The sequence below is a fragment of the Antarctobacter sediminis genome, assembly GCF_019218285.1.
Lineage (GTDB): Bacteria > Pseudomonadota > Alphaproteobacteria > Rhodobacterales > Rhodobacteraceae > Antarctobacter > Antarctobacter sediminis.
Genome location: NZ_JAHUZG010000002.1, coordinates 117,973 through 137,090, shown reverse-complemented (window position 1 = coordinate 137,090; position 19,118 = coordinate 117,973). Strand labels below are relative to the sequence as shown.

Here is a 19,118-nt window from a genome sequence, read left to right as displayed (position 1 = left end):
GCGATGCTGCGTTAAACTCACTCAACCCCGAACCGCAGTTCAACAACCACAGGCCAGACCGCACCGGTTTGGCTTGACGGGCAAGTCTTGCCCGAACCCGATGAAACCAGGACCAGGAGGCTGCCCATGCTCCGCTCAACGATCCAGATGCTGACCCTTTCGCTTGCCGTCGCCCTGACGGCAGGAGCCGCAGGCGCACAGGTTCGGGACGGGCTGGCGACCGACTTGCACCGTTTCGTCGATGCGTTTGAACTGTCGCAGGTGCCCCCCGCGGGGCAGGCCCGTTTGCAGATGATTGTCGACCACCCTGAGGCCTCGCATGTGGCCAAGGTGCTGGCGATCCACGACATCCTGCAAGACCACGATGCCCTGCGCCATGTCGACATGCATGGGGACGCCCCGACGCTGCATTCCGAATTGCGCAACTGACATTCTTCCCCTCCAACCAAGGCCCCCGCGTCCGGTCCCGGCGCGGGGGCTTTCCTTTTTTGCGTGGGCTCAAAAGGAAAACGCCCTCACCGCAGTTCGGTGAGGGCGTTTGGCGCGGGGCTGGGGGATGAGGGATCTGCACCCGCGCGACGTGCCTGTCAAAAATGTAATGCGCCAGATGCGGAATGGTTCCCCGAGGAGCGAAGTTTTTTCCAAACGGCCCGGCAGCGGGGGCGGGCTGCGCCGCCGCCCCCTTGTCCTTGATCGACCTAGGCCGCAAAAATGGACGCCAAAGGCCCCGGGCAATGACCTGTGCGGGCGCAAGGGGGAGGATCTGATTTGACCCAAGTTTTTGCCGCCACCGGGCGGGATCGCCTTAGGGCTCGGCCCTTGTTGTCAGACGTGCAGTCATGAGCATCGACGACAGTATCCGCCAGATCGCGGCTCTGGTGCCCGGCATCGCGCCCAAGGGCCGCCGACTTGTATTGGCCATCGCAGGGCCGCCGGGATCGGGCAAATCCACCTTGGCAGAGGCCTTGGTCGACCACCTTGGGCCTGAAGCGGCGTTGTTCCCGATGGATGGGTTCCATCTGGACAATCGCCTGTTGGAGCCGCGCGGACTCTTGCCGCGCAAGGGCGCGCCAGAGACCTTTGATTTCCATGGGTTGAAATCGGCGCTGACCCGGGCAGCGTCCGAGCCTTCGGTCATCCTGCCGGTCTTTGACCGCTCACGCGAGATTGCCATCGCAGGCGCGCAAGAGATCGGCCCGGACACGCGCATTGTGGTGGCCGAGGGCAATTACCTGTGTTTTGCCGAGGACCCCTGGGCCAGCCTTATGCCGATTTGGGACCTGTCCGTATTCCTGGACGTGCCAGAGGACGAGCTGGAGCGGCGGCTGGTGAATCGCTGGCTTGGCTTTGGCTTTCAGAAAGCAGAAGCGCGGACCAAGGCCTTGGCCAATGATATCCCCAACGCGCGCCGCATTATGGCCGGGCGTGCCCATGTTGATCTCGTCGTGACGCATACAAAGGATGCCCAATAAAAGGGCATTCCGGTCACTAGTTGTGCATCAACCCGTTGTGGGCCCGGCTTGACTGACCGTGTTGCGAGGGTGCTGGCCTGTGTTCCGCGGGGGCGCCATAACTTTGGCATGGGTGGGATGAACGGTTGACCGCGTGACAGAACTGGTTGTCTTCAGCGATCTGGACGGAACGCTTCTGGATCACGGGAACTATTCCTTCGAACCGGCGCGCCCGGCCTTGGCAGCCTTGGCAGAACGCAACATCCCCCTGATCCTTGCCACCTCCAAGACCGCGGCCGAGGTTGCCCTTTTGCACCGGGCGCTGGATCTGGGCGATTGGCCCGCCATTGTCGAAAACGGGGCGGGGCTTTTCCGCCCGGGCAAGGCGGCCACGGATACCGCACGTTACGATGCACTGCGCGATGTACTGGATGCGTTGCCGCCTGATCTGCGCTCGGGTTTCACGGGCTTCGGCGACATGAGCGATGCAAAGGTTGCGCGGATAACCGGCTTGCCCTTGCAGGATGCCGCACTGGCGCGCCGCCGACAGCATTCTGAACCGGGTCTGTGGCAGGGTGATGACACCACGCGGGAGGCTTTTCTGAGTGCCCTTGCCGAAAAGGGCATTGCCGCGCGGTCAGGGGGGCGCTTTCTGACGCTGTCCCACGGACGGACCAAGGCCGACGGCCTGCGCGAAATTGCCAGTGCACTGGGCGCGGCCCGGACGCTGGCGCTGGGCGATGCGCCCAATGACACGGACATGCTGCAAGCGGCAGACATGGGTGTCATCATCCGCAACGACCATGGCCCCGGCATTCCGCCCCTTCCGGGCGAGGCCAAGGGCACCATCAGACGCAGCACACTGCCCGGACCGCAAGGTTGGGCCAGCGAAGTGTTGCGTATCTTGAACGAGATAAAGGACTGACTTCCATGGCGGATTTTCACCAGAACGGCAATATCGCGCAGTTTCACAACCTGCGCACCCGCCCACAGGAAGAATTGATCTACGAGATCGAAACCTACGCCCAGACCCGCAAGATCAGCCTTGTCCTGCCCTGCCTTTATTCCGAACTCGAGGGCCCGGCCATGGGCAACATCCTCGACGAGCTGAGCAAGGTCACCTACCTGCACCGCATCATCATCGGGCTGGACCGGGCAGACGAACAGCAATTCCGCCGGGCGCGCGATTTCTTTTCCCGCTTGCCGCAGGATCACGTCGTGCTGTGGAATGACAGTCCCCGGATGCAGGCGCTGGACGCCAAGCTGTCCGAGATGGGGCTGGCACCGCAGGAGCAGGGCAAGGGTAAGAACATGTGGACCTGCATGGGCTACCTGATTTCCTGCGCCGACAGCGCGGTCATGGCCCTGCATGATTGCGATATCGTCACCTATCAGCGGGACTTGCTGGACCGGCTTGTCTATCCGGTGGTGAACCCGAATTTCCGCTATCAGCTGTCCAAGGGGTTCTACCCTCGCATCGGTGACGGCAAGCTGAACGGGCGGGTGACGCGATTGCTGGTCTCACCGCTGTTGATCGCGCTTAAACGCACCATCGGGGACCGGGATTACATCGACTACCTGCGCGCCTTCCGCTATCCGTTGTCGGGTGAATTCGCGCTGCGCACTTCGCTGCTGCCCGACCTGCGCATTCCGTCGGACTGGGGGCTGGAAATCGGGGTCCTGTCAGAGGTCTGGCGCAACCTTGGCCGCCATTCGGTCTGCCAAGTGGAAATTGCCGATCAATACGACCACAAACACCAGCAGGTCAGCGAAGAGGACGCCAAGACCGGCCTGAACCGCATGTCCATGGACATTTGCAAGGCGATCTTTCGCAAGCTGGCCGCCGATGGCACAGTCTTTACGCCGAATATCTTTCGCGCGCTCAAGGCCACTTATTACCGTGTCGCGCTGGACTTGATCGAGTTCTACGACAACGACGCCAAGATGAACGGGTTGACCATCGACCGCCACCGCGAGGAGCGGACGGTCGAACTTTTCGCCAATAATATCATGGAGGCGGGGCAGGTCTTTCTCGACAAGCCGAACGAGACGCCCTTTGTCCCGAACTGGAGCCGGGTGAACGCTGCCGACGCCGGGATCGTCAGCGAGTTGCGGGCGGCCGTGGCCGCCGACAACGCAGATTTTTCACCGATGGCCTTCTAGGGGCCGGTCAGGGCTTGTTGCGCTTGGGCCGAAACGATGCGCCCTCGGACTTGGCCGCTGCGGCGCGGGCCTTGTTCTTTTTGCTGTTGGGCTTCCCGGCAGGCGGGGGCGGGCCTTTCGGCGTACGACCCGGCTTGCCGGCGCGGTCGCCGAAACCCTCTTTCTTGCGATCACCGGGACCACGGCGCGGGGCCTCGGAACCGCCGGGTTTGCCCGGGCGGCGGGGCTTGTCGGGACCGCCCCCGGGACGGTCGTCCCGCTTGCGCGCGGGCCGGTCGGCCCGGACCGAAGGATCGGCGGCAAAGGGGCGTTCCTTGCGCGCGGGTTTGGCTTCGGTCGACGGTGCCCGGTCACGCGGGGCGGGTTTGCGCGCGGGGCTCTTGGGCGGTTCCGCGGCCGGGGCCGTAGCGGCGGGCGCTGTATCGGTCTCGGCCTCACGCGGCGCTTTGCGGTGCGGGCGCGGCTTTTCCGAACGGTCGGGACGATCCTGACCATCACGCTTTTTAAAGCCCGGTTTGCGGTCGGGACGCGGTTCCATCGCCGGAGCTTCGTCCAGTTGCGTAACCTTTTCGCCTTCGCGCAGTTTCATCTCAGGCCCAAGAGCCTGAAGGAAACTGGCGACGCTGCTTTCGCGAATCTGCACGAGGCTTTGGTCCGGGCGCACCCGGATCGCGCCGATGTCGTCCTTGCTTAGCCCGCCGGCCTTGCAGATCATCGGCAGGATGCGGCGCGGCTCTGCACCCGCGTTGCGGCCACCTTCGACGGCGAACCAGACGCTGGGCCCGAATTCCTTGCGCGGCTCGCGCTTGGCATCCACATCGGCCAGTTCCTCGGGCGCGGAGCGCTGGGAATGCACAAGGCGCAGATAGGCCGCGCCCAGCTGTTCCGGCGTAAAGGCTGCAACCAGCTTGTCGACCATCTCGCGGTCGCTTTCGGGCACCGGTTCCTGCCATTCGGGATCGGCGAACAGACGGTCCTCGTCACGGGCGCGGACCTCGGCGGCGGAAGGCGCGTCGCACCATTCCGCCTTGAGTTTGGCCCAGCCAAGAATGCGCTCGGCCTTCTTGCGGGATTTGCGGGTCACGACCAGCGCGCTGACCCCCTTGCGGCCCGCGCGCCCGGTCCGGCCAGACCGGTGCAGAAGGGTTTCATGGTTGTTGGGCAATTCGGCATGGACCACAAGGTCGAGGTTCGGCAGGTCGATGCCCCGCGCGGCCACATCCGTCGCGACACAGACCTGCGCCCGCCCGTCCCGCATGGCTTGCAACGCGTGCGACCGTTCAGCCTGCGACAGTTCCCCGGACAGGGCAACGACGTGGAAACCGCGGTTCGACAGGCGCGTGGTCAGGCGGTTGACCATGGCGCGCGTGTTGGCAAAGACGATGGCATTGGGGGCCTCGTAATACCTCAGCGTGTTGATGACGGCGTTTTCCGTATCGCCTTCGGCCACCATCATGGCGCGATAGGTGATGTCGGCATGCTGCTGGGTTTCCGATTTGGCGACCACGCGAATGGCGTCACGCTGATAGCTTTTGGCCAGTTGGGCAATCGCATTGGGCACGGTGGCCGAGAACAACAGCGTCTGACGCTCTTCCGGCGCTTCGCCAAGGATGAATTCCAGATCCTCGCGGAAGCCGAGGTCCAGCATCTCGTCCGCCTCGTCGAGGACCACGGCGCGGATATGCGACAGGTCGATGGTTTCGCGCATGATGTGGTCGCGCAGGCGGCCCGGCGTGGCCACGACGATATGCGCCCCACGTGCCAGCGCACGACGTTCGTCGCGCATGTCCATGCCGCCGACACAGGACGTCACAACCGCGCCCGCCTTGGCATAAAGCCAGCCCAGTTCGCGTTTGACCTGCAAGGCCAGTTCCCGCGTCGGCGCAATCACCAGCGCCAGCGGGGCTGCCGCCTCGTCAAAGACCTCGGCCTCTTTCAACAGGGTGGGCGCGACCGCAAGACCAAAGCCCAGCGTCTTGCCCGAGCCGGTCTGTGCCGACACCAGCAGGTCGGCGCTTTCCAGTTCGGGCGCCAGAACGGCTTCCTGCACGGGTGTCAGAGAGTCATATCCCCGGTCATCGAGGGCATCACGAAGGGCTTGTTTCACAGGCAGGGTCTTTTCTTTGGTCCGGGAGGCAGGGGGAAGGCGGCGCGGGGCAAACCTGCGCGGGCCGTTCCGAAACGACAAGCTGCGCAGATACGCCTTTCAAAGGCGTTTGTACAGCGCCGTTTCAGGCAAGTTGTCCATTCCTGGCGCTAAGCCCGGTTTGTGATCCACCTGCATTGGTACGGTTCCAGCGTGACACCGTCTTCTTCGGGGTGCAGAACGTCGCCGGACAAAAGGTCCACCCAATGCTCATCAGCAATCAGGTTCAAGGACTTGGGTGGCAGTTCGACGGTTTCCGCGCTGACATTATGCAGTGCAAAGATGGATTGGCTGCGGTCCAGTGCCTGCCGCCAGACGGCAAAGACCCGGTCATCGACCGAAAGCGTGAAATTTGTGGCATTGGGGTGAAAGGCGGGTTGTTTCGCACGGATTCGCAGGCGATCCGACAGCGCACCCAGAACGCGGGCCTGATCGCTTTCGGGATCGGCAAGCCGGTCGCGCAGGTCGGGATAGTTCCAGCGATGGCGGTTGATCGCCCGGTTCATGCCGCGCCGCGCCACGCCGTCAAGGTCATTTTCAGTTGCCAGCATGGCGTGGATGTAGAAGGCGGGGATGCCTTCCAGCGACATGACAATCGTTTGCGAGCAGATGAAGCGATCCACCTGCAACCCGTCCTCGCCCTTGTAGGTGCGCTGCATGGCCGAAAAGAAGGTGGTGTTCAGTTCGTAGACCGAAGTGCCGCCGCCGGGCAGAGCGCGCATCGAGGCCAGCCCGCCACCGATCTGGACGGTGCGGATCATCTTTTCGATTTCTTCATCCGGCAGCAGCCCCTCGGCCGGACGCATCCCGATGCCGTCATGGCTGGCCGAGAAATTGAGATAGGCACACCCGTGCGGGGCAGGGGGCATGGCGCGCTGCCAATGCGACAGGGCCCGCGCATCGCCAGACAACATTGCGTGCAGGATCAGCGGCGGCAACGGAAAATTGTAGATCCAATGTGCCTCGTTCAGCTGGCCGAAATAGCTGAGGTTTTCGGCCTTGGGAACGTTGGTTTCGGTCAACAGCACGATGGGCTCGGCGGCGAAATCCGCCAGCACGCGCAGCAACTGCACGATGGCGTGGGTCTTGGGCAGGTGGATCGAAGGCGTGCCGGGTTCCTTCCAGACAAAGGCCACGGCATCCAGCCGGATGATCTTGACCCCGGCATCTACGTGCAGGCGGATAATACGGATGATCTCCAGCAGAACCTCGGGGTTGCGGAAATCCAGATCGACCTGATCGTGGCTGAAGGTGCACCACACATGGCGCTTGCCCATCGAGGTTTCGACCTCTTGCAGCAGGGGCGTGGTGCGCGGGCGCACCACCATCGACAGGTCGTCCTCGGGCGAGGCTTCGTAGAAGAATTTGTCGTAGGGGGCCTGTCCCTGCCTGTAGGCGTTGAACCATGTGCCCTGTGACGAGACATGGTTCAGCACAAGATCGGACATCAGGTGCCATTCGTCCCCGATGCGGCTGATGTCGGGCCAGTCACCCAGCGTTGGGTTCACCTTGCGGTAGTCGGTGACGGCAAAACCATCGTCCGAGGTGAAGGGAAAAAATGGCAGGATGTGCACGCCGTTGACCACGCCGGGCATATAGCTGCCAAGGAAATCACGCAGCAGGTCCAGCGGCTTGTAGACGCCGTCGATCAGGCTGTCGCCATAGGTGATCAGCAAAGCGTCTTTTTGTGACCAGAGCGTATTGCCGGGTTTGCGTGCGCGTTTGCGGGCGGTTGCCTCTTCGGGCCAGAACGCAGCGCAGACTTCATGAGCCAGCGCATCCGTGTCCCGTTCGGGGTAGATGCGCAAAAGAAGGTCGCGCAGGCGTGTCATCAGCGGGGCGGGAGGCGTCATCAGTCTTGGGTCCGGCGTATGTCCAGTGACCTTTATAGGAAACCCCGAGGCTGTCTTGAAAGCGTGCGGGGGGCTGCGAGGCGCGATTCAAGGGCAGTTGCACAGAAATTGGGCGGGCAGGGGGCTCTGCCCCCTCGGCCTGCGGCCTTCACCCCCGGGATATTTCAGGACAGAAGAAGCGGTAGGCGTCAGGTTTTGCCGAGCGCTTGCAATACGTCTTCGAGGTCGCGTCGCCAGTCGGGGCGGGGAATGCCGAAGGTTGCGCTGAGCGTGCTGTTGTCGAGGCGCGAGTTCCCGGGGCGGGCCGCCGGGGTCGGGTAGGCGCTGCTGGGGATGTCGGTGACCTCGGTGGACAAGCGGGCGCGGGCAAAGATGGTGCGGGCGAAATCCGCCCAGCTTGTATCGGGGCCGCCGGACAGGTGGTAGAGGCCCGTGTGTGCCGGGGTGTCATTCAAGGATTTGCCGATGATCAGGCAAGCCTTGGCAATGGCGTGGGCCGAGGTTGGCCCGCCGATCTGATCCGCGACCACGTTCAGATGATCGCGTTCGGCTCCGAGGCGGAGCATGGTCTTGACGAAATTCTTGCCATGTGCCGAGAAAACCCAGGAGGTCCGCAGGATGGCATGGCGGGCCCTTGTGGCGCGGATGCCGGTTTCCCCGGCCAGTTTCGACCGTCCGTAGGCGTTGATGGGAGCGGTTGGTGCGGTCGGGGACCAAGGGGCGGTGCCGCTGCCGTCAAAGACGTAGTCCGTGGAGATATGGACCAGGGCCGCGCCGGTTTCGGCGCAGGCCTGGGCCATAACGGTCGGTGCCTTGCCGTTGATCACGGTGGCCAGCGCCTCTTGGTCTTCGGCGTGGTCGACGGCGGTATAGGCGGCGGCGTTGATGACAATCCTTGGGCGGTGGCTGTGAATGGCCTTGGCGCAGCTCTCCGGGTCGGACAGGTCTGCGGTGTCACGCCCCAGCGCCGTGACCGGAGCGAGCGCTTGCAGTTCTCGCGCCACCTGACCGGTCTTGCCAAAAACAAGGATCATGCTGTGACCCCGAGTCGGGTGCCGACGCCTTGGCGGGATTGCAGTGCCCGCCACCAAGGTTCGTTTGCAAGATACCAGTCCACGGTGCGTTCCAGCCCTTCCTCGACCGTTACCGAAGGACGCCAGCCCAGTTCCACGCGGATACGGGTGGGATCAATCGCATACCGGGCGTCGTGGCCGGGGCGGTCGGAGACAAAGGTGATCTGGTCGGCGTAGCTGCCGCTGGTTTTCGGGCGCTTGCGATCGAGGATCGCGCAGAGGCTGCGGACGAGATCGAGGTTCGACCGTTCGTTTTCGCCGCCGATATTGTAGCAGCGGCCAAGCTGGCCTTGGCGCAGGACCAGCAGCAGTGCCTCGGCGTGGTCTTCGACATAGAGCCAGTCCCGCACGTTCGATCCGTCGCCGTAGATCGGGAGCGGTTGTCCCGCGAGCGCGTTCAGGATCACCACCGGGATCAGCTTTTCCGGAAAGTGGAACGGGCCGTAGTTGTTCGAACAATTGGTCAGGACCACCGGCAGGCCATAGGTTTCGTGCCATGCCCGGACCAGGTGATCCGACCCGGCCTTGGAGGCGGAATAGGGCGAGCGTGGATCGTAGGGGGTGTCCTCGGTGAACTGGCCCTCGGGGCCGAGCGAGCCAAAGACCTCATCGGTCGAAACATGGTGAAAGCGGAAATCCCCGGGTTTGCCTTCGCGGATCCAATAGGCGCGGGCGGCTTCCAGAAGGTGGAAGGTGCCCATGACATTGGTTTCGATGAAGGTGCCCGGCCCATCGATGGAGCGATCCACGTGGCTTTCGGCGGCAAGGTGCATGATGGCATTTGGGCGGTGCGCGGCAAGGATACGGTCCAGGGCGGCGCGGTCGCGAATGTCCGCCTGTTCGAAGGCATAGCCGGGATTGTCCGCCACGCTGGCCACGTTTTCCAGACAGGCGGCATAGGTCAGCGCGTCAAGGTTGACGACCTCGTGCCCTTCGGCGATGGCCCGCCGAACCACTGCGGACCCGATGAAGCCGGCACCGCCGGTGACCAGCAGTTTCATGCCGCGCCCTCCCAGGTGAAAGGCGACTGGAAATCGCGCAACAGCGGCGCCTTGGTGTCTTTGTCGCTCAAAACGGCGGTGGCCGTATCAAACCCCCAGTCGATCCCGATGTCCGGATCGTCGAACCGCACCGCGCCGTCGCAGTCCGGCGCGTAGTAATCGGTGCATTTATAGACGATCTCCGTATCCGGCTCTCGCGTGACGAATCCGTGCAGGAACCCCTTGGGCACCAGCAATTGCCGCCCGTTTTCGGCAGAGAGTTCGACCCCGATCCAATTGCCATAGGTCGGAGAGCCGCGCCGGATGTCGACCGCAACGTCAAAGAGACGCCCGCGTCCGCAGCGCACCAGCTTGTCCTGCGCATGGGGCGGGGACTGAAAATGCAAACCCCGGACGGTGCCCACGTCGGACGACAGCGAATGGTTGTCCTGCACGAAGTCGAGTGCATAACCATGATCGGCCATGCGCTGTCTGTTCCAGCTTTCGCTGAAAAATCCGCGTGCGTCGCCGAAACGGCGTGGCGTCAGGATGACGACGCCCGGCAGGGCGGTCGGTTGTACGTCCAGCATCAAACCCCCGTCGGTCCTTTGTTCCATGCCTGTCTAGCGAAACCGCGGGGCAACAGTAAGGCGCAAGCGCGGCAGATCGGCCCGGTATCACCCGGATTGTTTCCCCTTTCGCCACACTCCTGCCAGAGTGCCGGGGCAAGACAAGACGGAAATCGGGCAGGAGGGTCGCATGACCAGACGCAAGGGTATTATCCTGGCAGGCGGATCGGGCACGCGGTTGTACCCGATCACGATGGGCATTTCGAAACAGCTGGTGCCGATCTATGACAAGCCGATGATCTTTTATCCCTTGTCGGTTTTGATGCTGACGGGCATCCGCGAGATCTGTGTCATCACCACGCCGCAGGACCAAGAGCAGTTTCAGCGCACTCTTGGTGATGGCAGCCAGTGGGGGCTGTCGCTGGACTATGTGGTGCAGCCCTCGCCGGACGGGTTGGCGCAGGCCTATCTCTTGGCCGAAGACTTTCTGGATGGGGCGCCTTCGGCCATGGTTCTGGGCGACAACATCTTTTTCGGCCACGGACTGCCCGAACAGTTGCGGGCGGCCGATGCGCAGCCTTCGGGCGGGACGGTCTTTGGCTACCGGGTTGCCGATCCCGAACGGTATGGCGTGGTGGATTTTGCAGCGGACGGAACGGTTCAGGCCATTATCGAGAAACCGACCAAGGCGCCGTCGCCCTATGCGGTGACGGGGTTGTATTTTCTTGATGGAACGGCGCCTGAGCGGGCCAAGGCCGTGACGCCGTCGGCGCGCGGCGAGTTGGAGATCACCTCACTACTGGAAATGTACCTGCACCAAGGCGCGCTGAGTGTGCGCCAGATGGGGCGAGGCTATGCATGGCTGGACACGGGAACGCATGGCTCGCTGCTGGATGCCGGGAATTTCGTGCGGACCCTTTCGGAACGGCAGGGTCAACAGGTTGGCTGCCCCGAAGAGATCGCCTATCAACAGGGCTGGATCGACGCGGATGCGCTGATGGAGCGGGCCCGCATGTTTGGGAAATCAGGCTATGGAGCCTATCTGGCGCGACTGGTTGAAACATGAGCGACGTAAAAACGGAACGGCACGGGCGCGTGCTGATCGTGACCTTGGATCGGCCCAAGGCCAATGCCATCAACGCGGCAACCAGCATCGCGCTGGGAGAGGCGTTTCAGACCCTGCAAGAAGATGACAGCCTGTCTGTCGGCGTGGTGACCGGCGGCGGCTCCCGGTTCTTTTCGGCGGGCTGGGATCTGAAGGCGGCCTCCGAAGGCGAGGCGGCGGACGCCTATCAGGGGGTGGGCGGCTTTGCCGGGCTGACCGAATACTGGGGCCTGACCAAGCCCGTGATCGCCGCAGTGAACGGCATGGCGCTGGGCGGTGGGTTCGAACTGGCACTGGCCGCGGATATGATCGTGGCGGCGGACCATGCCGAATTCGGCCTTCCCGAGGCCACCATTGGTGTGGTTGCGGATTCGGGTGGCGTGATCCGTTTGCCGCGTGTCTTGCCACGTGCCGTTGCGATGGAACTCTTGATGACCGGGCGGCGAGCCTCGGCCGAGGAATTGGCCCGCTGGGGGCTGGTCAACCGCGTCGTTCCCGGAGAGACGCTGATGCAGTCGGCGCTGGAACTGGCCGAACAGGTTGCGACCAGCGCACCGTTGTCACTGCGCGCGATCAAGGAAATCGACACAGCGACTCAGGGACTTGGGCTGGAAGCGGCCTATGCCCGTATCCGTCAGGGCGACCTGCCGGCCTATTCCGTGATCTATGACAGCGAGGACGCCGCCGAAGGCATCGCTTCGGTCGGTGAAAAGCGCGATCCGGTTTGGAAGGGACGCTGAGCGATGGTAACCGAGACATTCCTGCATGACTGGACCGGCCAGATCGCCACGCCGCTGTGCCTTGTCGAAAACCGGGTGCGTCAAGAATGGATCGACGAATACGGTCATATGAACATGGCCCATTACCTGACCGTCTGTGATCAGGCGAACTGGGCTTTCTGGAACTGGATCAACCATCCGGTGCAAACGATCGAAGGCCGCGCTGGCCATGAATATGCCATCGTCGAAAACCATGTAACCTATTCCGGCGAATTGGCCGAGGGCGCGGCGTTCCGCATCGAAACCCAGTTGTTGGACGTGGACGCCAAGCGTTTTGTGCTGTTTCACCGGGTGCTGGACGACAAGGGTGAACTCAGCGCCACGAATGAGGTCAAGATGCTGGGGTTCAACCTTGAAACCCGTCGGGCCGAAGCATGGTTGCCGCTTGTCTCCGACAGGCTGGCCGAAGTCCTTAGAGTACATTCTGCGCTGGACCGCCCGGTACAGGCCGGGCAGGGGATCGGCCTGAAACGAAAATGAAAAAGCGGCCCCCGGGGGCCGCTTCTTGCATCTTTCGCCAAACCTTGGCCGCTTATTCCAGTGCGGCGTCGGAAATCACGTGGGTCCAGGCACCTTCGGGCTGCTTGGTGATGACCGGGTCAGACCCGCCCGCCAGCAGCGTATCGACGGTCCGCTGGTAATCTGCGGGATCCAGCGCGCCGTTCGAACCGGCCGTCAGTTTGGCGACTTCGCCCATCATGCGGATCTGGTGCGCTTCGGTCTGGGCACCGGTTTCGTCGTAGTCCAGCACGATCATGGCCGCGTCCTCGGCGTTTTCCTCGGCCCATTTCCAACCCTGCATCGAGGCGGCGACAAAGCGGGACATCTTGTCGACAAAGGCCGGATCGTCGAGGTTCTCTTCCAGAACGTAAAGACCGTCTTCCATCGTGGCCACGCCCTGATCCTGGTATTTGAAGGTCACCAGTTCCGAGGAATCCACGCCCGCGTCAATGACCTGCCAGTATTCGTTGTAGGTCATCGTGCTGATGCAATCGGCCTGACGCTGCAACAGTGGATCGACGTTGAAGCCCTGCTTCAGCACCTCGACCGAGCCATCCATCTTGCCGTCGGTCTTGATGCCCAGTTGGCTCATCCACGACAGGAAGGGGTACTCGTTGCCAAAGAACCAGACACCCAGCGTGCGGTTGTCCAGATCGGCGGGTTCGGAAATCCCGGCGTCCTTCCAGCAGGTCAGCATCATGCCCGAGGATTTGAACGGCTGCGCGATGTTGACCAGCGGCAGACCATTTTCGCGGGCGGCCAGCGCGGCGGGCATCCATTCGACCACCACATCGGCACCGCCCCCTGCGATCACCTGTGTCGGCGCAATGTCGGGGCCGCCCGGCAGGATCGTCACGTCAAGTCCGGCCTCTTCGTAATAGCCGTTTTCCAGCGCCACGTAATAGCCGGCGAACTGGGCCTGTGTGACCCATTTCAGTTGCAGCGTGACTTCGTCCGCCGCAAGGGCAGGGCTGGCCAGTCCCAGCGCCGCAACGGCTGCCATCCATGTCTGTTTCATCGTTCAGTACCTCCTTGGTGCCTAAGTCTTTGGCCGGTTTGTCCGGTCCGGTTATCGGCCGCCCCGGAACGAGGCGTGCCAGAATGTCATGCGGCGTTCGGCAAGGGCCACCAGCCCGTAGAACACCGTTCCCGACAGCGCCGACACAAGGATGGCCGACCAGACCATGCCAAGGTCAAGCTGTCCGATGCTGGTCGAGATGCGAAAGCCAAGTCCCAGCGTCGGGCTGCCAAAGAACTCGGCAACGATGGCCCCGATCAATGCCAGCGTCGAGGAAATCTTGAGCCCGTTGAAGATGAACGGCAACGCCGCGGGAAGGCGCAGCGACCACAGCGTTTGTCCCCATGTCGCGGCATAGGTGCGCATCAGGTCGCGCTGCATGGCGGTTGTTTCGGACAGCCCCGCCACCGTGTTCACCAGCATCGGAAAATAGACCATCAGAACGACCACCGCGGCCTTGGATTGCCAGCCGAAACCGAACCACATGACGAGGATCGGCGCGGTGCCCACGATGGGCAGGGCCGCCATGAAGTTGCCCAGCGGCAGCAGGCCTCGGCGCAGGTAATCGGACCGGTCGACCAGAAGGGCCGTCAGAAAGGCCGCGCCGCAGCCGATGGCATAGCCCGAAACGGCCCCCTTGAGGATCGTCTGCACGAAATCGCCCCAGAGAAGGGGAAGGTTCTGCCCAAAGCTGACCGCGATGACAGACGGCGGCGGCAGGATGACCAGCGGAACCTCCAGCCCACGGACCACCAGTTCCCACATGCCCAGCAAAGTGGCACCAAAGATCAAGGGAACCGCCAACCGGACGGCGCCGGTGGTGCGTGCCGGACCATTCGCCAGCACGACGTTCAGGGCAAAACCTGCCAGCCAAAGGAGGCCTGCAAAAAGCACCAGCATCATGGCATCATCCCCATTCCGCGCAGTGTGCGTCGCTCGATCCAGCCGATGGCATAAACCAGCAGCGCGGCCAGCGCCGCCGCTACCAGCAGGGCCGCCCAGATCTGAGCAGTTTGTCCATAGTAGCTGCCCGCCAGCATCCGCGCGCCAAGCCCGCCTTTCTGCACCGGCAGTTCCCCGACGATGGCGCCCACAAGGCTCGCCGCGATGGCGATCTTGAGCGAGGCGAACAGGTAGGGGATCGACGAGGGCAGGCGCAGCTTTATCAGCACCGAGGACACCGGCGCACTATAGGTCCGCATCAGGTCCATTTGCATCGCGTCCGGGCTGCGCAATCCCTTCACCATGCCGACCACGACAGGGAAGAACGACAGATAGGCCGAGATCACGGCCTTGGGGATCAGCCCCTGTATCCCGATGGAATAGAGGACCACGATGATCATCGGCGCCAGTGCCACAATGGGAATGGTCTGGCTGACAATGGCCCAGGGCATCACGCTCATGTCCATGACCCGGCTGTGGACGATGCCCACCGCCAGCGTGACGCCAAGGACCGCGCCGATCACGAAACCAAGAAAGGTCGCGTTCAGCGTCACCAGCGCATGGTAGACAAGGCTCCGGTTCGACAAACTGCCAGACCGCACAAGGCCGCGCCGACCGTTCAGTTCCTCGTCGATGGTCGAGTCATACAGTTCGACCAGCACCTGATGCGGCGCGGGCAGGCGCGGACGATCAAGGCTCCAGCTATCGCCAAGGGCATGTGTATTGGCAAAGACCAGCGCCCAGTTGGACATGTCGCGCCTGTCGATGGCTTTGGGTGGTGACACTTCGACGCCGGCGCGTTCCGCCGCTGTCAGGACTTCTTTCACGTTCATCGGCACAACGGCCACGTACCACAGGGCGACAAGCGCCAGAACAACGCCCAGAACAGGGGGGATCAAGCGGCTCATCTTGTGGCCCCCGCGCTTGGCGCAAAGAGGATCAGCGCCACGGCGACCACCCCCAGAAGGATGCCGACCATTTGAAGGGGCAGGGGACGTTCCCCGAAAAAGACAAAGGCGACCAGCGCAGCCAGAACCAGTTGCAGCACGGCAGACAAGGAGATGGCCACCGCCATGCCGCCTTCGCGCATCAGGCGCACCATCATCAGGTTGCCCAGAGTATACAGCACCAGCGCGCCGCCCAGCAGCAAGATACGCGGATGATCAATATAGGCGCGCAGCGTTGCGCTGGCGGCAAGAAACACCGCCATCGCCCCGCCCAGCCAGGTCAGGAAACCGGCGCTCATTCCTCGTACCCCGCGCGCAGCCCCTCACGCACGCGATGGGCGATCTCGATGAACTCGGGCGTGTCGCGGATGTCCAGCGGCCGTTCCTTGGGCAACGGGCTTTCGATCACGTCGGTGATCCGGCCCGGACGCGGGGACATGACCACGATATGCGTCGACAGATAGACCGCTTCGGGGATCGAGTGGGTGACGAAACCGATGGTCTTTTCCGTTTTGGCCCACAGCTTCAGAACTTCTTCGTTCAGGCGGTCCCGGACGATTTCGTCCAGCGCGCCAAAAGGTTCGTCCATCAGCAGGATGTCGGCGTCAAAGGCCAGCGCCCGCGCGATCGATGCGCGTTGCTGCATGCCGCCCGAAAGTTGCCAGGGGAATTTCTTTTCGAACCCGCCCAGTTCCACCAGTTCCAGCACCCGGGCGACGCGTTCGGCCTGTTCGGCCTTGCTGTACCCCATGATTTCCAGGGGCAGCGCGACATTGCGTCCGATGGTCCGCCAAGGGTACAGGCCCGCAGCCTGAAAGACATAGCCATAGGCACGCGCCTGACGCGCCTCGTCGGGGGTCATTCCGTTGACTGTCAGTCTGCCGCCGGTCGGATGTTCCAGCGCCGCAATGCAGCGCAGAAAGGTGGTCTTGCCACAGCCCGAGGGGCCGATAAAGCTGACGAAACTGCCTTTTTCGATGTCGAGGTTCACGTCTTTCAACGCATGCACAGGGCCGTCATTGGTCTGGAACGTCAGATCCAGATGTTGGGCCCGGATGACCGGAGACGTGGGGGCCGGGCCTTCTTTGGGCCAGTTCTTGATTTCTTCGTCACTCAACACGCAGGATCCTTGTTTGGTAGAGCGGTCGTGCCGGGTTAGGCTTGGGCGCATGGCATGTGCTGGCAGGAGATATACCATGGCCGATTGCGTAAAGCTGCGCCCCGAAGGAACCTACGCGGGCAAGCAGGGCTTTTCCTACTTTGAAGGCATCGCAAAGGAAACCGTCGGGGCGCAGGGTGTCTGCATGCATCTGCTGACGGTGCCGCCGGGCGGCCGCGCCAAGGCGCATAAACATGAGACGCATGAAACCGCGATCTACGCGATCTCGGGGCAGGTTACGATGTACTGGGGCGGGCGGCTTGAGCACCGAATGGAAATCCGCGCAGGCGATATGATCTACATCCCCGCCGACGTGCCGCACCTGCCGTTCAACAACGGCGACGAACCGGCTGTTGCCGTGATTGCCCGAACCGATCCGCATGAACAGGAGTCGGTTGTCCTGTTGCCGGAGCTGGAGGGGCTGGTGCCGGCCTGACCGCACGGCGCTCATGCGGGAGTCCCCCAAAGAGAGGGGTCTGCGAATTCCACGCTGTTGCCCGCAGGGTCGCGCACATAGACAGAGCGCGGCCCGTGCGGCCAGTTGAAATCGCTTTCGATTTCGATGCCTTGGGCGGTCAAATGCGCCACCATCGCGTTCAGGTCCTCGCCTGGAACGGCGAAACACAGGTGCCCCGGCCCGCGCGCGCCATGCGGCGGGACGGGCAGGGCGCCTTCGGCTGGCGGCTGTTCCGTCGCCTCAGCCAAAAAGGTCAGCACAACGGAGGCACCACAGCGAAAGAACACATGCCGCCCGTCGACACGCGTGATGCGCTCAAGGCCCAGCATGGTGCCATAGAACCCCTCGGCGGCATCCAGATCGTCAACGTAGATCGCCGTTTCGAGCACGCTGGAGAGAAGGGGGGCGCTCATGCCGAGGCCCCGCACTGTGGTTTTGCTTCTCTCATGGCGTCCCGAAAGTGGCGCACTCTCACACCCCGCTTGCCGGGATGCCCGACCGTTTCACCGGGCGCGGCGCGGTCAGTTCTTTCCAGGTCGACAGCGCCTTGTTGGTCGGTGTGCTGCCCGAGCGGGCAACGAATTCGCCGTGACCTTCCTGGCTGGTCAGTTTGCCGTCGGTGACGGCCACCTGACCGCGGGTCAGCGTATAACGCGGCAAGCCTTTGACCTCATGTCCCTCAAAGACGTTGTAGTCGATCGCCGAGACCTGTTTGGCGGCGGTGATCGTCTTGGTCTTGTTCGGGTCCCAGACGACGATATCGGCGTCAGCGCCCACCCGGATTGCGCCCTTGCGTGGGTAGCAGTTCAGCACCTTGGCGATATTTGTCGAGGTGACGGCAACGAATTCTTCTTTCGTCAGGCGGCCCGTTTCCACGCCATGCGTCCAGAGCATCGGCATCCGGTCCTCAAGCCCGCCGGTGCCGTTGGGGATCTTGGTGAAATCGCCCACGCCATAGCGTTTCTGCTCGGTCGTAAAGGCACAGTGGTCGGTGGCCACCACGGACAGAGACCCCGATTGCAGACCGGCCCAGAGGCTGTCCTGATGCAGTTTGTTGCGGAAAGGCGGGGACATGACGCGGCGCGCGGCGTGGTCCCAATCGGGATGGGCATATTCGCTGTCATCCAGCGTCAGGTGCTGGATCAGCGGCTCACCCCAGACGCGCTTGCCCTGCTGGCGGGCCCGGCGGATGGCCTCATGCGCCTCCTCACAGCTGACATGCACGATATAGAGCGGCACACCGGCCATGTCGGCGATCATGATGGCGCGGTTGGCGGCCTCGCCCTCCACCTGCGGGGGGCGGGAATAGGCGTGCGCTTCGGGGCCGGTGTTGCCTTCGGCCAGCAGTTTGGCCTGCAAATCGGCCACCACGTCGCCGTTTTCGGCATGGACCATGGCGATACCGCCCAGTTCACCGATGCGCTGGAAGCTGGCGAACATCTCGTCGTCCTGCACCATCAACGCGCCCTTGTAGGCCATGAAGTGCTTGAAGGTGGTGATGCCGCGATCCTCGACCACGGTCTTCATCTCGTTAAAGACCTGTTCGCCCCACCATGTGACCGCCATGTGGAAGGAATAGTCGCAATGTGCGCGGGTTGATTTGTTATCCCACATCTGTAGCGCGTCCAGCAGGCCCTGGCCCGGCGAAGGCAGCGCAAAGTCGATCACCATCGTGGTGCCGCCGGCCAGAGCCGCCTGTGTGCCACTGTCGAAATCATCGCTGGAATAGGTCCCCATAAAGGGCATCTCAAGGTGGGTGTGCGGGTCGATCCCGCCGGGCATCACGTAACATCCGGTGGCGTCCAACTGGGTGTCGCCGCTCAGGTTGTCGCCGATTTCGACGATCTTGCCGCCGTCGACCAGTACATCGGCCTTCCAGCTAAGGTCCGCCGTGACGACGGTACCGTTCTTGATGACTGTGGTCATTGTCTTGTCTCCCTGCTGTCTCTCGCCCCGGCCTTGAGCCGGGGCCTCG

Annotated in this window: 20 protein-coding genes; 8 read left to right on the top strand and 12 right to left on the bottom strand. The window is 63.0% G+C overall.

Going from position 1 to position 19,118, the window contains the following annotated elements; translation table 11 throughout:
- The first annotated feature begins 126 nt into the window (after window positions 1-126).
- The 4 genes from KJP30_RS08335 to KJP30_RS08320 all read left to right on the top strand — a co-directional run bounded on the left by KJP30_RS08335 (window position 127) and on the right by KJP30_RS08320 (window position 3,614).
- Window positions 127-429, top strand: a complete 303-nt coding sequence (locus tag KJP30_RS08335; RefSeq protein WP_218448580.1) for a hypothetical protein — start codon at window positions 127-129, stop codon at window positions 427-429.
- 410 nt (window positions 430-839) lie between these two features.
- The gene (locus KJP30_RS08330) at window positions 840-1,472 is read left to right on the top strand and encodes a nucleoside triphosphate hydrolase (RefSeq protein WP_218448579.1); all 633 of its coding nucleotides are present in this window, start codon (window positions 840-842) and stop codon (window positions 1,470-1,472) included.
- A gap of 133 nt (window positions 1,473-1,605) precedes the next feature.
- The gene (locus tag KJP30_RS08325; protein ID WP_218448578.1) at window positions 1,606-2,376 is read left to right on the top strand and encodes an HAD-IIB family hydrolase; all 771 of its coding nucleotides are present in this window, start codon (window positions 1,606-1,608) and stop codon (window positions 2,374-2,376) included.
- Between the two features lie 5 nt (window positions 2,377-2,381).
- Window positions 2,382-3,614: a glycosyltransferase family protein gene (locus KJP30_RS08320; protein WP_218448577.1), complete on the top strand. Its 1,233-nt coding sequence runs from the start codon at window positions 2,382-2,384 to the stop codon at window positions 3,612-3,614.
- 7 nt (window positions 3,615-3,621) lie between these two features.
- On the opposite strand, the gene KJP30_RS08315 is transcribed toward KJP30_RS08320, so the two are convergent.
- The 5 genes from KJP30_RS08315 to rfbC form a co-directional block, all read right to left on the bottom strand.
- Window positions 3,622-5,721, bottom strand: a complete 2,100-nt coding sequence (locus KJP30_RS08315; RefSeq protein ID WP_218448576.1) for a DEAD/DEAH box helicase — start codon at window positions 5,719-5,721, stop codon at window positions 3,622-3,624.
- Between the two features lie 149 nt (window positions 5,722-5,870).
- The gene (locus tag KJP30_RS08310) at window positions 5,871-7,613 is read right to left on the bottom strand and encodes an alpha-amylase family glycosyl hydrolase (RefSeq protein ID WP_218448575.1); all 1,743 of its coding nucleotides are present in this window, start codon (window positions 7,611-7,613) and stop codon (window positions 5,871-5,873) included.
- 188 nt (window positions 7,614-7,801) lie between these two features.
- Entirely contained in the window at window positions 7,802-8,647 is an 846-nt protein-coding gene (gene rfbD / locus KJP30_RS08305) for a dTDP-4-dehydrorhamnose reductase (RefSeq protein ID WP_218448574.1), read from the bottom strand.
- Complete coding sequence (gene rfbB / locus KJP30_RS08300) at window positions 8,644-9,687, bottom strand: dTDP-glucose 4,6-dehydratase (RefSeq protein ID WP_218448573.1); 1,044 nt, start codon at window positions 9,685-9,687, stop codon at window positions 8,644-8,646. The genes rfbD and rfbB overlap by 4 nt, the downstream gene beginning before the upstream one ends.
- The gene (gene rfbC / locus KJP30_RS08295) at window positions 9,684-10,256 is read right to left on the bottom strand and encodes a dTDP-4-dehydrorhamnose 3,5-epimerase (protein WP_425515703.1); all 573 of its coding nucleotides are present in this window, start codon (window positions 10,254-10,256) and stop codon (window positions 9,684-9,686) included. The genes rfbB and rfbC overlap by 4 nt, the downstream gene beginning before the upstream one ends.
- Before the next feature lie 169 nt (window positions 10,257-10,425).
- Between rfbC and rfbA the strand changes: the two genes are divergently transcribed.
- The 3 genes from rfbA to KJP30_RS08280 are packed head-to-tail and all read left to right on the top strand — an operon-like array spanning window position 10,426 to window position 12,599.
- Window positions 10,426-11,301 (top strand): glucose-1-phosphate thymidylyltransferase RfbA, encoded by an 876-nt coding sequence (gene rfbA, locus KJP30_RS08290; protein WP_218448572.1) that lies wholly within the window; start codon window positions 10,426-10,428, stop codon window positions 11,299-11,301.
- Window positions 11,298-12,080 (top strand): enoyl-CoA hydratase-related protein, encoded by a 783-nt coding sequence (locus tag KJP30_RS08285; RefSeq protein ID WP_218448571.1) that lies wholly within the window; start codon window positions 11,298-11,300, stop codon window positions 12,078-12,080. Before rfbA ends, KJP30_RS08285 begins: the two co-directional genes overlap by 4 nt.
- Before the next feature lie 3 nt (window positions 12,081-12,083).
- A complete protein-coding gene (locus KJP30_RS08280; protein ID WP_218448570.1) occupies window positions 12,084-12,599 on the top strand; it encodes a thioesterase family protein in 516 nt (171 codons plus the stop codon).
- Window positions 12,600-12,651: 52 nt separating this feature from the next.
- Here the strand turns inward: KJP30_RS08280 and KJP30_RS08275 are convergent, their stop codons facing one another.
- The 5 genes from KJP30_RS08275 to KJP30_RS08255 are packed head-to-tail and all read right to left on the bottom strand — an operon-like array spanning window position 12,652 to window position 16,644.
- Window positions 12,652-13,638: an ABC transporter substrate-binding protein gene (locus tag KJP30_RS08275; protein WP_218448569.1), complete on the bottom strand. Its 987-nt coding sequence runs from the start codon at window positions 13,636-13,638 to the stop codon at window positions 12,652-12,654.
- A 51-nt stretch (window positions 13,639-13,689) separates the two neighbouring features.
- Complete coding sequence (locus tag KJP30_RS08270) at window positions 13,690-14,541, bottom strand: ABC transporter permease (RefSeq protein ID WP_218448568.1); 852 nt, start codon at window positions 14,539-14,541, stop codon at window positions 13,690-13,692.
- Window positions 14,538-15,488: an ABC transporter permease gene (locus KJP30_RS08265; protein ID WP_218448567.1), complete on the bottom strand. Its 951-nt coding sequence runs from the start codon at window positions 15,486-15,488 to the stop codon at window positions 14,538-14,540. Before KJP30_RS08265 ends, KJP30_RS08270 begins: the two co-directional genes overlap by 4 nt.
- On the bottom strand, window positions 15,485-15,826 hold the full coding sequence (locus tag KJP30_RS08260) for an EamA family transporter (RefSeq protein ID WP_218448566.1): 342 nt from the start codon (window positions 15,824-15,826) through the stop codon (window positions 15,485-15,487). Before KJP30_RS08260 ends, KJP30_RS08265 begins: the two co-directional genes overlap by 4 nt.
- Window positions 15,823-16,644, bottom strand: coding sequence for an ABC transporter ATP-binding protein (locus KJP30_RS08255; RefSeq protein ID WP_224874074.1), 822 nt, complete (start codon window positions 16,642-16,644; stop codon window positions 15,823-15,825). Before KJP30_RS08255 ends, KJP30_RS08260 begins: the two co-directional genes overlap by 4 nt.
- A 79-nt stretch (window positions 16,645-16,723) precedes the next feature.
- Here KJP30_RS08255 and KJP30_RS08250 point away from each other — a divergent pair, with 79 nt between their 5' ends.
- Window positions 16,724-17,122, top strand: coding sequence for a cupin domain-containing protein (locus KJP30_RS08250; protein WP_218448565.1), 399 nt, complete (start codon window positions 16,724-16,726; stop codon window positions 17,120-17,122).
- Between the two features lie 11 nt (window positions 17,123-17,133).
- Here KJP30_RS08250 and KJP30_RS08245 read toward each other — a convergent pair whose 3' ends face one another.
- Both KJP30_RS08245 and hydA read right to left on the bottom strand, forming a co-directional pair.
- The gene (locus tag KJP30_RS08245) at window positions 17,134-17,556 is read right to left on the bottom strand and encodes a VOC family protein (RefSeq protein WP_218448564.1); all 423 of its coding nucleotides are present in this window, start codon (window positions 17,554-17,556) and stop codon (window positions 17,134-17,136) included.
- A 58-nt stretch (window positions 17,557-17,614) separates the two neighbouring features.
- Complete coding sequence (gene hydA, locus KJP30_RS08240; RefSeq protein WP_218448563.1) at window positions 17,615-19,069, bottom strand: dihydropyrimidinase; 1,455 nt, start codon at window positions 19,067-19,069, stop codon at window positions 17,615-17,617.
- Window positions 19,070-19,118 lie beyond the last annotated feature (49 nt).

What these genes read in the sequence shown, in the direction of transcription:
- KJP30_RS08335 (WP_218448580.1), top strand. Translation starts at nt 127, where the DNA reads ATGCTCCGCTCAACGATCCAGATGCTGACCCTTTCGCTTGCCGTCGCC.
- KJP30_RS08330 (WP_218448579.1), top strand. Translation starts at nt 840, where the DNA reads ATGAGCATCGACGACAGTATCCGCCAGATCGCGGCTCTGGTGCCCGGC.
- KJP30_RS08320 (WP_218448577.1), top strand. Translation starts at nt 2,382, where the DNA reads ATGGCGGATTTTCACCAGAACGGCAATATCGCGCAGTTTCACAACCTG.
- KJP30_RS08310 (WP_218448575.1), bottom strand. Translation starts at nt 7,613, where the DNA reads ATGACGCCTCCCGCCCCGCTGATGACACGCCTGCGCGACCTTCTTTTG.
- rfbD (WP_218448574.1), bottom strand. Translation starts at nt 8,647, where the DNA reads ATGATCCTTGTTTTTGGCAAGACCGGTCAGGTGGCGCGAGAACTGCAA.
- rfbB (WP_218448573.1), bottom strand. Translation starts at nt 9,687, where the DNA reads ATGAAACTGCTGGTCACCGGCGGTGCCGGCTTCATCGGGTCCGCAGTG.
- rfbC (WP_425515703.1), bottom strand. Translation starts at nt 10,256, where the DNA reads ATGCTGGACGTACAACCGACCGCCCTGCCGGGCGTCGTCATCCTGACG.
- rfbA (WP_218448572.1), top strand. Translation starts at nt 10,426, where the DNA reads ATGACCAGACGCAAGGGTATTATCCTGGCAGGCGGATCGGGCACGCGG.
- KJP30_RS08285 (WP_218448571.1), top strand. Translation starts at nt 11,298, where the DNA reads ATGAGCGACGTAAAAACGGAACGGCACGGGCGCGTGCTGATCGTGACC.
- KJP30_RS08280 (WP_218448570.1), top strand. Translation starts at nt 12,084, where the DNA reads ATGGTAACCGAGACATTCCTGCATGACTGGACCGGCCAGATCGCCACG.
- KJP30_RS08275 (WP_218448569.1), bottom strand. Translation starts at nt 13,638, where the DNA reads ATGAAACAGACATGGATGGCAGCCGTTGCGGCGCTGGGACTGGCCAGC.
- KJP30_RS08270 (WP_218448568.1), bottom strand. Translation starts at nt 14,541, where the DNA reads ATGATGCTGGTGCTTTTTGCAGGCCTCCTTTGGCTGGCAGGTTTTGCC.
- KJP30_RS08265 (WP_218448567.1), bottom strand. Translation starts at nt 15,488, where the DNA reads ATGAGCCGCTTGATCCCCCCTGTTCTGGGCGTTGTTCTGGCGCTTGTC.
- KJP30_RS08260 (WP_218448566.1), bottom strand. Translation starts at nt 15,826, where the DNA reads ATGAGCGCCGGTTTCCTGACCTGGCTGGGCGGGGCGATGGCGGTGTTT.
- KJP30_RS08250 (WP_218448565.1), top strand. Translation starts at nt 16,724, where the DNA reads ATGGCCGATTGCGTAAAGCTGCGCCCCGAAGGAACCTACGCGGGCAAG.
- KJP30_RS08245 (WP_218448564.1), bottom strand. Translation starts at nt 17,556, where the DNA reads ATGAGCGCCCCCCTTCTCTCCAGCGTGCTCGAAACGGCGATCTACGTT.
- hydA (WP_218448563.1), bottom strand. Translation starts at nt 19,069, where the DNA reads ATGACCACAGTCATCAAGAACGGTACCGTCGTCACGGCGGACCTTAGC.